At 53.7% G+C, this 13315-nt stretch carries 7 protein-coding genes and 1 riboswitch; of the genes, 1 reads left to right on the plus strand and 6 read right to left on the minus strand.

The annotated features are described in order from the left end of the window. Window positions 1-4 precede the first annotated feature (4 nt). From LKE08_RS05115 to LKE08_RS05140, 6 genes are all read right to left on the minus strand, one after another. Entirely contained in the window at window positions 5-1816 is a 1812-nt protein-coding gene (locus LKE08_RS05115; protein WP_324703117.1) for a hypothetical protein, read from the minus strand. Window positions 1817-1865: 49 nt separating this feature from the next. Continuing rightward, window positions 1866-8153, minus strand: a complete 6288-nt coding sequence (locus LKE08_RS05120; RefSeq protein WP_324703118.1) for a glycosyltransferase — start codon at window positions 8151-8153, stop codon at window positions 1866-1868. A gap of 163 nt (window positions 8154-8316) precedes the next feature. After that, window positions 8317-9876 (minus strand): methyltransferase domain-containing protein, encoded by a 1560-nt coding sequence (locus LKE08_RS05125; protein WP_324703119.1) that lies wholly within the window; start codon window positions 9874-9876, stop codon window positions 8317-8319. A 15-nt stretch (window positions 9877-9891) separates the two neighbouring features. Beyond that, the gene (locus LKE08_RS05130) at window positions 9892-11289 is read right to left on the minus strand and encodes an ABC transporter ATP-binding protein (RefSeq protein ID WP_324703120.1); all 1398 of its coding nucleotides are present in this window, start codon (window positions 11287-11289) and stop codon (window positions 9892-9894) included. 47 nt (window positions 11290-11336) lie between these two features. Continuing rightward, complete coding sequence (locus tag LKE08_RS05135; RefSeq protein WP_324703121.1) at window positions 11337-12182, minus strand: ABC transporter permease; 846 nt, start codon at window positions 12180-12182, stop codon at window positions 11337-11339. 383 nt (window positions 12183-12565) lie between these two features. After that, the gene (locus LKE08_RS05140) at window positions 12566-12922 is read right to left on the minus strand and encodes a DUF4278 domain-containing protein (protein WP_324703122.1); all 357 of its coding nucleotides are present in this window, start codon (window positions 12920-12922) and stop codon (window positions 12566-12568) included. 37 nt (window positions 12923-12959) lie between these two features. Further along, window positions 12960-13051, minus strand: a riboswitch (Glutamine riboswitch). A 41-nt stretch (window positions 13052-13092) separates the two neighbouring features. Here LKE08_RS05140 and LKE08_RS05145 point away from each other — a divergent pair. Then, window positions 13093-13230 carry a hypothetical protein gene (locus LKE08_RS05145; RefSeq protein ID WP_324703123.1) on the plus strand — a complete coding sequence of 46 codons (138 nt, stop codon included), beginning with the start codon at window positions 13093-13095 and terminating at the stop codon, window positions 13228-13230. Window positions 13231-13315: the final 85 nt, after the last annotated feature.

A 13315-nucleotide genomic window follows, 5' to 3' on the forward strand; every position in this document is an offset into this window, starting at 1 on the left:
ACTTTCACTTTTGCCGCACGGTGACGGGCATTTCTCCGGCCAGCCGAAATACCGTTTCGGTTTCCGGATCGTAAACCCAGGCTTTGATTTGATGGTCGCCGGCGGTGAGGGAATCGGCGGGAAAATGTAGCGTCCAGCGCGATCGCCGATATCGGTTGGAATTAAATTCTTCGGCGATATCGGGACTGTCCAAGTTGACGAAAGTGGCGGCAAAAAAAGATCGGCGATCGCCCGTCGAAAATAATACCAAATCGGGCTGTCGTCCGCCCTCGGGAAAAATCGCCCAACCGCTCAACTGAACGATGCCGTCGGGGGGGAAGCTGAACCCCGATTTCTGAGTCCCAATCCTATCGATAAAACCGTAAAGTTTTTCCGGATTATCGACAAAAGAAAGAGTGGTTGAAAAATCCCGGAGATCGATGGAGCGGAGGTTTTCAACTTGGGCCAAAAGACCAACGGGTTTGGGGGCGATGATGGCGAGACAATTTCCGGGGGTTTCTTGCAGAAATGTGGAGGTTTCTAATTCCAGATAATCGATGAGATAAAAGCATGATTTGCTGACCCGGGTCGGTTCGGAAATTTGCCATCGCGCCAGTTCGAGGGAGTCGAGCGATCGCGCCAAGGTTGAATTCAAAATCACGCCCATAAAAAAGCCATAAATGAGGGTAAGATGGGCAGATTTTTGCCATTTTTTAACGTCCGATTGTCGGCTGGGGAGGTGCGGAACAAGTAAATTGATGAGGGCGATCGGCAGTAAAATGGAGTGGGTGGTAAATCGCGAGGTTGACAGGGCGTAATCGGGCCCCAAACTCGCCCGCCCCACGGTGATTAAAGCCATGCAAAATAGCGAGAACAGGCCGAGGCAGAGCCAGGGGACGGCATCGGATTCAAATTCCAGGCGATCGCGGTCAAAATTGCGGAAAAATAAGAGAACATAACCGGCAATAAAAATCGCTCCCAAAATCCACGCTCCCGCCGAAAAATCGGCGAGGGGAGCGGCCGCAACATTCAGAAAAAAATGGGCGGAATACCAGATTCTTTCCCATAAAGAAGTATAAATAGGCGGCGCAAAATCGGAGTCCAGAACATATCGCGAATAGTTCAGCGAGTACAGCCAACCCGATGCCAAAAATAGGAGTATCCAAATCAGAACAGATTTGATTTTTTGCCGAAAATTTTGTTCCAAATTGACGATCGCAGGCAGCAGGGCCGGCCAAGACATCAACCCTTGGGCGGAAGAAAAACTGGCGATTCCGCACAGCAGGGCGGCGAGGGTTATTTGAGATTTTGTCGGTGGGTTTCGGAGGGTGAAAACCAGGGCGGTGGCGATGACGCAGAAATTAATCAAAAACAGTGCCAGTTGAAATCCCCACAGCCAATTTCGATATTGTACCCAAGAAAAAATGAGGGCGATCGAAATTAGCGTCGCCAGATGAAAGATCAAGTGGGATTGATTTTGATGGGTTTTTCGGGAAATAAAATAGAGGGAAATTGCGGACAGACAGGCGAGAAAAAAGCTGAAATACAGTTCAAATTTTATATTCCAATTGGAAAGGAAAGCCAGCCCCAAAAATATCAATTTTGGGAAGACCATGCGGTGGTCGTTGTTGGGTTTCCACAGTTCGCCCAAAAAAGCGCCGATATCCCCCGCCGCGGCTGCTTTAAAAAAATTGACCAGCGCCCATTGGTCGGCCCACACGGGAACGTCCACACCCAAGTGTGTGACGAACCAAAAGACGCCGGCGGCTGGAATCAGGTAAAGGCCGAACCAACCGAGTTGCGATCGCTCAACTTGTTTGACGAATTTCCACCTCATTGATAGATTCACAATCCGAACTTTATTTGTGACTGTATCAAAGCCAAATTTAAAACCGCTTCGGACGCAACACGCACAGGCAGAAATCTGACTCCAAACCGCCGGGAATTTCCATCAGAATTTCCTCGAATTCCAACAGCAGCCGCACGATGGTTTCTCCCTTCGGATCGCCCGGTAAAAGCTGGGTGTGGTCTAAGAGGGGATAGAGGGGGTGGAGAATCCCACCGCCGAAGGGGTTGTAAAGCTCGATATCGAAATAGTATTCGATAAAGGGCAGGATCAGTTTCGATCGCACCGCTTCAGACGGATCGGTTGCAAAGACTTGATGAATCGTCGGGTTGATAAATTGTTCCCGAATTCCCGATCGCAACAGTTCATTGAAACAGTCGTACAGGCGATTGAGTAGCTTCAATTGACGGTTATTATAAATACAGTAGGTATCCCCGACGTACTCGTTCAAAATAAAATAACCGTCCGGATTCAAGGACTCGTGGACGATACCCAAAAACCGCTCCAATTCCTTGACGTGGTGCAGCGAACCCGCACAGAAAGCCGCGTCGTACCGCTTCCCGGAAATCAGGTTGAACGTGTTGAAATCGTCCTGATAGAAATTGATCTCGACCCCCTGATTCGCCGCATTTTGGCGGGCGATATTCAGGGCTGCTTCGGAAAAATCGAAGGCATCGATATGGCGGGCAAACCCCTCCTGGGCCATGATAATTTCGTGGTTGCCGACACCGCATCCCAAGGAAATCATTTCCTCGAAACTGCGTCCGGCAAAATAATCCTGAATCAGCCACCGCAGCCAATATTTTTTCGTCTGTCCGCCGGAAATCCGCTCGTGAATGGTTTCGGCGACGATGGGGTTCGACACCCACTGACTTTCGGTGGCGGCGGTGGGGTTGGTTTCCCAGTAACTTTTATCCTGGGGGGACTGCGGTGTCGGCGGTGGTGTTTCCGGGACGGGTTCCACTTCGGCGACTTCCGCTTCCACATATTCGGGATGGGGATTGATATGATAAGCCTCCCGGAAAATCTCGCAGTAGGCGGCGGTCATTTCTTCAAATTGATTGAGCGATCGCAACACATATTTGGCATTTTTCGCCAACTGAGAACGCCGGATATCATTTTCCAGCAAAGATGCCAGACATTGTGCCAACTCCTCCGGCTTATCCGGGGTATAAAATAAACCGTTGACCTCCGATCGCACCTGTTCGGGAATGCCAAAAACTGGCGTGGTGATAATCGGAAGGTCGAATCCCATCGCCTCCAAAATCACCCGGGGATAGCTTTCGATGCGGGAGGTGCAGACGAAAATATCCGCCGCTTTGTAATAGCGGGCCGTGTCCGGCGTTTCGGGAACAATTGTCAGGTGCGATCGCAATTTTTCCGGCAGTTGTCCCGCCAACTCCGCCAGTTGGGTGCTGTACAAACTGGGGCGATCGCCGACAATGAAACAGCGGATGCGAGACTGATACTGGGGGGGCAGTAACGGCAGCGCCTTCACTAAGTCTTTTTGACCCTTGCGATCGCACACCGTCCCCAACAACAAAACGACGATTTCTCCCTCTTTAATCTCCAGAGACTCCCGGGCAGATTTCCGACTCCAATTCTTCGCCGACTCCTGCAGCCTTTCCACATCTAAACCATTGTGAATCGTGGTAAAATTGTGGTGGGAATCCAGCGAAAAATACTGATTTCGAGTGGCATCCGCCACAAATATCACCCGGTAAGGATAGCGGAAACAGGTCAGCGCCCGGGCTGCAATTTCCGGGCCGAAGCGGTTAAAATAGGTCTGCCAGGGTTCGCTTTCGTGGACGTTCCAGACGCAGGGAATCCCCATCTTTTCCGCACAGTCCACCATGAAGAAGTTCTCCAGGGTATTGGCATAAACGACATCGTAGCGGTGCAGGTTCAGTTCATTTCCCAAAGCCGCGATCGCCTCATCATATTGACGATTTTGATAGACATTGATCAACGGATGTTCCCGGACGATCACCTCGATTCCCTGACTTTCATAAACCGACCGCAACGGGCCGTCCGTCGGACAAAAAATCACCGGTTCAATGTCCCCGTCCGCCGCCAATTTCGAGGCAATTTCCAACTGATGCAAAGGCGCTCCCGTATATTCCAAAGCATTGCTACACATCAGAACTCTGGGTTTAATTCTCACCCCCGAACCGTCCGTCCGGTAGCGGCGGGGTTGAATCTGAAACCACTCGTTTGCCAAGGATAAATGGGGGCTGTAAAACGGATCGATTTTGTCCGCATATCGGCGTCGGAATGTCGCCACTTCTTTGGGATTGTCCCCGAAGCCGCGGCTGGTGCCCTCGCGGTGAATCAGTTGGGCGTCGGGACAGTAAACCGAACGGTATCCCGCCTCAAATAATCGGTAGCCGTAATCGGCATCATTGTAGGCGACGGCGAAATCGGTTTCGTCGAATCCGCCCCTATTTAAGAATAGCGATCGCGGCGTCAACAAACAGGCAGCGGTGACGGCCGAATAATTTCGCACCACTTTAGAATAGGCTAAATACCCGCAATCGTCCCGGTGGCTGAGTTTGAAAGCGTGTCCGGCGAGTCCGTGGTGCAGTCCGTGGATGATACCCGCGTGTTGGACGGTATCGTTGGGGAAGATTAACCGGGCGCCGACGGCCCCAACTCCCTGCAGTTGGGCGTAACCCACCATCTGGGACAGCCAGTCGGGGGTAATAATTTCGGTGTCGTTGTTGAGAAATAGTAAATAATCCGCCTCGACTTGTTCGGCGGCGCGGTTGTTGATGGCCGCGAAGCTGAACCGACCCTCGGGACTGGGAATTCGCAGCACCCGCACGGGGGGTTTTTGGGGGGGGGCGGCAATTTGTTCCAGATATTCCAGGGTTTTGGGGTCGTCGCTTTCGTTGTCGATGACGACGATTTGATAGTTATCGTAGGCGGTTTTTTTCAGGGAGTCGATGCAGGCTTGCAGCAGTTTCAGTTGGTTTTTGGTGGGGATGAGGATCGCCACGGACGGCCCGGTGTGGGGGAATTTGGCGTTGAAGATGCCCAGATTCAACTCGATCGCCCATTTGGGTTGGTGGGCGGTTCCGGCACTGTGGCGGCGCTGGAGGGCGTCTTGAATGGCACTGCGGCCCGCTTCAAAGCTGGCGGGTTTGGCGGCGCCGGAAACGGCGGTGGAACCGGGGGCGGTGCGCCAGTGGTAGAGCACCAGGGGGAGGTGGCCGACGTTGCGGGCTGTTTCGGTAGCTCGGAGGGCGAAGTCGTAGTCCTGGGACCCTTCGTAGCCGAGGCGGAAGCCGCCGAGTTCGTCGAACAGGGAGTGACGGACGACGAGGGCATGGCCCATGTACATATAGGACAGTAGCAGTTCCGGGGACCAGTCGGGTTTGAACTGGGGGGCGAATCGCTTGCCCTCGGTGTCGATTTTGTCGTCGTCGCTGTAGAGGACATCAGTTTCGGGGTGTCCGGCGAGGTAGAGGGCGATTTCCCCGAGGGCGTCGGGGGTGAGTTCGTCGTCGTTATCGAGAAATAGGATAAAGTCGCCCTCGGCGAGGGCGGCGGCGCTGTTGGTGGCGGCGCTGATGTTGCCGTTTTCGGTGCGGAAGTGCAGGTGGATGCGGGGGTCAGTTTCGGCGAGTTTTTGCAGGGTTTCGACGACGGCGGGATCGGTGCTGCAGTCGTCGGCGATGCAGAGTTGCCAGTTGGGGTAAACTTGGTTGCGGACGCTGGCGATCGCTTGTTCTAAAAATGCGATCGGGGGGTTGTAGACGGGCATCACCACCGAGATTTTCGGCAATGTTTCGGGAGCATAGGCTGAAAGGCGGTGATTGAGCACGTTTGCGGCTCTTTGGGTCCAGGTATTGGCTTTCAACCAGGCATCGTAGCGATCGACGGGTTCGGGCAGTTCAAATCCCGGCGGCAGTAAAATATCTCCCACGGGGGTTCCCGTCTCCCGGTACATCTCGGACATCCGGCGGATGATGGTGGGAATTTCCCAGGGCATCGGGATCAGGCGCCCGAGGCGCTGTCTGCGTTCCCCGGCCCGCTTGCGGATAGCCGCGCCGAATTTGACCAACTGTTTCGCCCGCCCGGAGAGGCGGTTGAGGGGGTTGTTTCGCCTGATTGTCAGGGGTTGGGGGGGTTGGAACGCGACGATTTCCCCGGTTTCCAACAGGGCTTCCAGGCTGACATCCCAGGTGCCGGGGGGCACTTCGATCGCCGCCTCGAACCCGCTGGCGGAACTGCCGGCCCAGTCGGAGAAGATTTCCCCGACGTCGGCCCTTTGCAGTCCGTAGGCGCATTCTACCGTCCGGTTTCCGCAGCGCAGGGACAGGCGGGTAATTTTATGTTGGGGATGGCAGCACCACCCGGCGAAGACGACTGGCCCCCGGGGCTGTTCCCAGTCGGCGGGGATGTCGAAGGAGGCCCGCACGGGGGACACCCGCAGGGGATATTCCCCGAATTGGTGCCATTGGCCGCGGGAATCCCGGGCTTCGAGTTGCAGTTTGTGGTTGCCGACGGGGAGGGGAATTTGGACTCGGAATCCGGCGCGATCGCTCCCTTTGATATCGGGAAAAACTGCGGCTAAATCGGGGCGATCGATTCCGTAAGTTCCCTCGAAAATTTTGCCGTCCAGGCGGGCGCGAACGGCTGACGGCGACCGTTTTCCGGTGTGAAAACACCACCCCTCGACCTGTAGATAATTGTCGCCGAAACCGACAACTTCCCACTGACCGGGGGTGTCAATGGAAGAGACGAACCGGGGTTTTAGAATCCGCTTGAGTCGCCGTTTCAAGCCGGCATATTTTTCGCGAAGTTTCCACAATTTTGAAGATTTGATCGCGGCAATTTCTGCCTCGGCAAGGTTGCGCTCCATCTGGGTTTTTCCGAGTTCGTCTTCGAGTTGGAAAATTTTCGCCAGCGCTTCTTTGAATTGGGTTTGGGAACTCTGAAGTTGAAATTGCGTTTGGCCGAGTTCGGCTTCCAAACCGCCGATTTTGAGGGTGGCATCGTGAAGCTGAAATTGGGTTTGGCCGAGTTCGGTTTCGGCGCCGATCAACTGGCTGAGGGCTTCTTGATACTTGAGGTCGAAATCGTTATATTTAAATTCGATTTGTTGCAGTTTTCCCTGGGTTTCTCCGAGTTCTTCCTCGGTTTTCACCAGTTTAGCGATCGCCTCTTCTCGGATTGATTCGGATTCTCGCAACCCTGCTTCGAGGTTTTTTGCGTGGGCTTCCATGCCCCGCAATTCCAGGTTTTTTCCTTCCAATTCCCCCTGGATTTTTCCCAGTTCTTCCTCGGTGGAAACCAGCTTGGCGATCGCGTCCTGCTGTCGGATTTCCAACCCGTTCAATTTCAGTTGAGTCCGCCCCAGTTCGGTTTCTTTTTTCACCAGGCGATCAACCGCATCCTGAAAGTGGTCTTGCCACAATTTCACGTCCGCTTCCAGGATGTGGCAATCTTTCTCTAGTTTGCGAATTTCTGACCAGTCTTGAAACGCCCAACTCGGTTCGGGTTTCTGATGCACCGCTTCCAGTTCCAAGGGGGTTAACTGACCTTTCAATTCTGCGGCGGTTTCTTCCAGTTCCTGATAGATTTTCAGAACCTCCGGGAAATATTCGCCGATCCACCCCGGCTGGTGTCCTTTGACGACCCGGTTTTTGAGGAGTTCGGGGTCGAATTTCGTTGCGTCTCCAATTTTTAAATTAATTCCGAATTTGCTGTCGATTTTACCTATCAATAAATCGGGTTCTTTGCCGACTTTGTAGACGTTTGCGACCAGACAATTTTGCGGATAGTTTTTGCAAAAATCTAAGATTTTTTGATTGTAAAAAATCCACATCCTGACCGCCATTTCCGGATTCCCCAGGATCACTTCATCCGTCGCCCGCCGGTACAGAGAATCGACGACTTCCCAGGGCGATCGATAAATAAAAATAAAATTAGCCGCGGGCAAAAGTTCCCGCCAAAACTCCAAAAATAGGGTCGTCCTCGGATCTTTCCAACCCCAGGGGGCGTCCGGATCTCGACTCTCCCCGATCAGCTTTCGAGCCCGATCCGCGACAGCGTACCTATCGCGCCCATCCTCTCCGACGGAAACTTCATCTTCGGTCACGCAGCCGAGTTCGTCGATGCCATTGTCCCGCAAAATGGCTTTGTGAAATTCGACAAAATCGATATTTTCAAAATGCCCCTTGACATTTCCGTAATTGGAACCCACCAACTTTTTGCCGATATCGACACCCGCATCCTGCAACAAAGATGCGGTCAGTGAGGTTCCGGAACGGTGCATTCCGGTGATAATTAGGATTGGAGATTGACCCTCAGTTGTTTCCATAGATTTCAATGATTCGATCGCTCCAGTTTTTTTAAAACGGAAAATTAATTGTCAATTGTCTGAAGAAACCCGGTTTCTAGAAGCATTTCGATTGACCCCCCCAGTCTCGGGTAGAAACCCGGTTTCTAGAATCCCGCACCTCCATTCGAGATGTCAATCCAACTCATTCATCATCAGCGGGCAAGCCGATCGCACGCTTCAGTTTAAACCATTTTGTCCGCAGTTTCCAAAACTTGCTGCTCTCCATCGCCTGAATCCGATTGTCTAACATCTGAATTTGAGCATCCATTATCTGGATGCGATCGTCCGCCATCCGAATTTGCCGCTCTCGCCGTTCCAATTCCTCGGCTTGGGCTTCGCCGGCAGCCCGATACCGTTCCAATTCGGCGGCTTGGGCTTCGCCGGCAGCCCGATACCGTTCCAATTCGGCGGCTTGGGTGTCACATTCGGCCTGAGACCGCCGCCATTCGCCTTCGATGCGAGACAATTGGTTCTGATATTGTTGTGCGATCGCCCCGAGTTGTTCCCGGGTTTGGGCGAGTTGGGTGCGGGTTTTCGTGAGTTGAATTTCCCCCGCCCTGCGGGATGCCAGGGACGAGAGGCGATCGGCCTCCACGATCGCTTCCAAACCCGCCGTATTGACAATTTTGATAATCAGAATCTCTTGGGGGGAAATCTCGCCCGGAGACAGGACGCCGGACCAACCGGACTGCAACAGTTCGGGCCGTTGGTAGTGATCGACGATGTCGGGGCGTTCCTGAGAACAGGGATAAGTACCCAGCAGGCGAGAACCCGCCCACAACTGCACTTCCTCCACCCGTCCCCCGGCGTTGAAATCTACCCCCCACCCCCTCAAACGCACCTCGCCGTCAGGTTTGATGTAACAATAGTCGATTTTTCCTTCCGGGTGGTGGGAGAATGTCGGCGGGGTGGAAGGGGCCGCGTCGCCCTCGCTGACAGCGTACAAGTCCTGATATCGGTTCAGGCCCTTGGGAAGGCGATAAACTTTGGCTTTGCCGCCGCTGATGCGATCGAGGACCCGCCGGACGTAGGTTTCGGTTACAAAGGTTGTCCCATATTCCTGTTTGTCAAGGGACTGACTTTCGCTGGCGGGACTGAATAAAATCCCCGCGTCCGACATGGGAACGTGGGGGGGCAGTAAGTCCGCATCCAGTACGCTAAATAGCAACAATCCGGACTTCGATTTGAGGCGATACAGTTGCCGCATCCAGCTCTCAAAGGTCTGTTCTGGCATATGGCTGAAAAACGAACTCGCCAGGATGAAATCGAATAAGCGATCGCGATCGTAATCTTCCGGAAGGGGAGTGGAAAAAATGCCGTTCACGCCGAAATATTCGCTCTGGAATTTGACCGCCTGTTTGTAGATGTCCGACACCCAAATCCGTTCCGGCGGCAGTTCTTCGATCAGAAAGCGGGTGAAGCGACCGTATCCGCAGGCGAAATCCAGAAATGATCCCACGTTCTCGAAGGTTCCGAAATGCCAATCCGCGATCTGTTTGACCGTATCTAAAATCGCGCGACCCATCGAATAGTAATATGTCAGGGTGCGATCGCCGTTCCGGTCGTCGAGTTCGTCGATGAGGTAGGAATACATTTCATCGATCGCGATGATATCTCGCTTAAACGTCGCGGGCGATCGCGCCAATTTCTCGACCAAAGCATCCACCAGGGGATTATCATCGACAAAAACATTCGTTTGCATGGCAGATGTGATTCTTTATCCGACTGATATTCCGTCCCGATTTTCCCGGTGAACTTGACCCGAGGCGATCGTCAGTTGCGGTTCGACCAACAGATCCACCACCCCCGTCCCGCAGGATTCTTCGCAGGGTTGAACTCTGAACATTGCCACGTCAACGCACCGATCTAAATAGGTAAATTCCCCTTCCACGATGCCCGAAACTCCCGCATTCAAAAAATAAACGTCGGGGGCTAACATACATTTAAACTGAAATTCTAACATCAATTTCGTCCCCGCTTCAACGTGTTTGATCGATTGGGAGGTCGCCAGAAAAGAAGCCCCCGCCAACTCGAACCCGCTGACCGTTTTGACCAGCATCCCGAAGCGGACGTGGGAGGCCGTTTTTGCGAACTCCACCTCGTAGGTATAGGTGTAGGTTTCCCGGGCGATCAGATGATTGACCCGCTTCCCCTTCAACGTCCGGATGTGGGGGTCTTGGATGGTCGCCCCCCGGCTGGGATACCGCACCAAGTGATCGGGGACTAAATTCGGATCGTAATAGTCCCGATAGTCGGACTGCCGCTTTCCGGGGGCTTGTCCGTTCTGCTGCCGCCGGCTGACGACTTTTTGCAGCATATTTTTCGGTTCGGACGCGGCTTTCAACTGCTGAATTTCTTGGCGGACATGGGCGGCGGTGGCCGAGTCCGCGTAGATCAATTTTTGATATTTGGAAACGATCATTTTGGGGGTATGTTCGAGCAACATTTCCCCCCGATCCATGAGGACGGCGGAATCGCACAATTGGATGATGGAGGTGGCGGAGTGGGAGACAAATAAAATCGTCCCCCCCCGGTCTTGGATTTCGTGGATGCGGCTGAAACACTTACGCTGAAAGGCTTCGTCCCCCACCGATAGCGCCTCGTCCACGATCAAAATATCCGGATCGACGCTGGTGGCGACCGCAAACCCCAGCCGGACGTACATCCCGTTGGAATAGGTTTTGACGGGCTGATCGATGAAATCGCCGATATCCGCAAACGCCGCGATCGCGTCAAATTTTTCTTCGATTTCTTCGGGTTTCAACCCCAGCAACTGCCCGTTGAAAAACACGTTCTGGCGCCCGGTAAATTCCGGGTTGAAGCCGCTCCCCAACTCCAACAATGCCGAAACCCTGCCGTTGACGTTGACCTCCCCCTCCGTGGGGGTCAGCGTCCCCGCGATAATTTGCAGGAGGGTACTTTTTCCCGAGCCGTTCCGCCCCACGATGCCGAGGGTTTGCCCCCGAAACACTTGCAGGTTGATGTCCCGCAGGGCGTGGAAGCTTTCCGCCAGATTCTTTCCCGGCCAAAAAATTTCCTTGAGGCGATCGACCGGATGTCGGTATCGCTTAAAACACTTGGAAACGTGGTGGACTGAAATTGCAATGTCGCTCATGGATGGGGAAAGTCAAAAGTCAAAAGTCAAAAGTCAAAAGTCAAAAATTAGAGAACGTCGGCGAAGGCGGGACGCAGGCGCCGGTAGACTCCCAAGCCGATATAAAAGATAACACTCGCAACCAGGGTCGCCACCGCCAATTCTCCCGAATGTCGGAGGGTTCCAACCAAAACCAGATCTCGGTAACTTTCCGCGATCGCCGTGATCGGGTTGAGCCAGAACACCCACACCCGCCAAGCTTCCGGGATTTTCGCCGCCGGGTAGACGATCGGCGTGACGTAAAACCACAGGTTCAATATCACCCCCAAACTCTGGGGGATGTCCCGCAGGAACACCGTCAGCCCCGCCGTCAGGTAGCCCAATCCGGCCGTCAGCAGCAGTTGCGGAATCCAAATCAGGGGGAGCAGCCACAGGGTATGGTGGAGTCCCTGGGCCGAGAAGGCGACGAAGGCGACCAGAGCCGCCAAGCCGAAGCTACTCTCGATAAAGGCGGATAAAATCGGCACCAGTGGCAGCAGCCCGAGGGGAAAGACGACTTTTTTCACCAAATTGGTCTGGCTGATGACGGAAGTCGCCGCCTGGGTGAGTCCGTTCGTAAAAGCCAGCCAGGGAATGAGTCCAGCGAACAGCCACAGTCCGAAGGTGAGCTTGCTATCCCCCGGCATTCCGTTGATATTCAGTTTGACCTGTAAGACGATGGAGAAAACGTAGGTATAGATCAGCAGTTGCGCCAACTGATTGAGCACAGGCCAGAGGTTTCCTAAAATGGAGCCTTTGTATCGCGCCTCCAAGTCCCTTTGTACGAGCGTACCCAGCAGGTTCAGTTTGGTGCGCCACTGGTAATCTGGCGATCGCGGATTCGCACCTCGAACTCGGTGTACGACACCTTTCATTGACCTGAGCAATTTTGTATTCCTCGTCCACTACACACACCACTCTCAATTCCCCGGTCGAGAAATTGCCACCCCTCTCCGATTGAGAGCGGCCCGCGATCGCCCGTATCTTCTCCACCGGGTCTCGGTGGAAGAGCCTCTCGTTCTAATTGAAGGGGGCGATCATTCTCCGACAGCTAGGATGAGCTTAGTCAATAAGTTTGCCACACTCCGGTCTGGAGCGCTAGTCCACTCTGAAAAACCGATTTCAACCGACCCGACCCATGTTCGGTGCTTCGTCTTGCCGATTGCCTGCACGCAGCGCTATAAGTGCCAAAAAAAACACCCCCGCAGGGGTGTGTCAGGTTATGGTTGACGCTGAATAGAGATTCAGCTTCGGCAGATTACCAGGCCGGGTTGTAGAGTTCGCCGCTGTTGGCATCTAACCCAACTTGGTCAGCCAAGCGATTGAACATGGCCTGTTCCCGTTGCAGGGTCGCCCGTTCCCGCTTCAACATCAACTCGCGGGCGCGTTCTGCCACAGACAGCGGCGCTTTGGAGTTTTTGGCGATCGCAGCGGTTCCGTTGGTGTATTTCACGCCCCGATAGGTCAGGTTATAGCTGGGTTGCAGAACGGGAGCTTTTTTCAAGTTCCGGAAACGCCAGTCTTGGCCGCGATACTTCCCTGCGACTTGGTTTTCTGTCGTTTCAACTTTGGGAGGATTGTATTCGTAGCCTTGTCCGCGATATGTCAGTTTCATGGTATTCGCCTCTCTTGTTCGTAGGTTAACTGAGTGAGGCGCGTTCCTTCGGGATTATCCCCTACTTCCGTCTCTGCCCGTCTGAACTGACTCAATCTGAAAACTGTACAGCGAGAAGAGATGAACGATTTCTTTTCTTTCTGTATCTATTGTTACCGTTTTTCTGGAAAATGTCAAGTCTTTCGGATATTTTTTTTGAGACGGAGGCCGGGGAGGCCGGGGAGGCCGGGGAGGCAGAGGAGGCGGAGGAGGCCGGGGAGGCGGAGGAGGCCGGGGAGGCGGAGGAGGCCGGGGAGGCAAATTTATAGTCAGATCTGTACAAATTCCCCAATCATCTTTAGATGATTTGAGCTATTAGCTTGGGAATTGATTCCCAAGCGGTCTGGATGTCTC

This window comes from Lyngbya sp. CCY1209 (assembly GCF_035615495.1).
GTDB lineage: Bacteria > Cyanobacteriota > Cyanobacteriia > Cyanobacteriales > Microcoleaceae > Limnospira.

Excerpts from the sequence above, each read along its gene's own strand:
- LKE08_RS05115 (WP_324703117.1), bottom strand. The coding sequence starts at position 1,816 with ATGAGGTGGAAATTCGTCAAACAAGTTGAGCGATCGCAACTCGGTTGG.
- LKE08_RS05120 (WP_324703118.1), bottom strand. The coding sequence starts at position 8,153 with ATGGAAACAACTGAGGGTCAATCTCCAATCCTAATTATCACCGGAATG.
- LKE08_RS05125 (WP_324703119.1), bottom strand. The coding sequence starts at position 9,876 with ATGCAAACGAATGTTTTTGTCGATGATAATCCCCTGGTGGATGCTTTG.
- LKE08_RS05130 (WP_324703120.1), bottom strand. The coding sequence starts at position 11,289 with ATGAGCGACATTGCAATTTCAGTCCACCACGTTTCCAAGTGTTTTAAG.
- LKE08_RS05135 (WP_324703121.1), bottom strand. The coding sequence starts at position 12,182 with ATGAAAGGTGTCGTACACCGAGTTCGAGGTGCGAATCCGCGATCGCCA.
- LKE08_RS05140 (WP_324703122.1), bottom strand. The coding sequence starts at position 12,922 with ATGAAACTGACATATCGCGGACAAGGCTACGAATACAATCCTCCCAAA.
- LKE08_RS05145 (WP_324703123.1), top strand. The coding sequence starts at position 13,093 with ATGTCAAGTCTTTCGGATATTTTTTTTGAGACGGAGGCCGGGGAGGCC.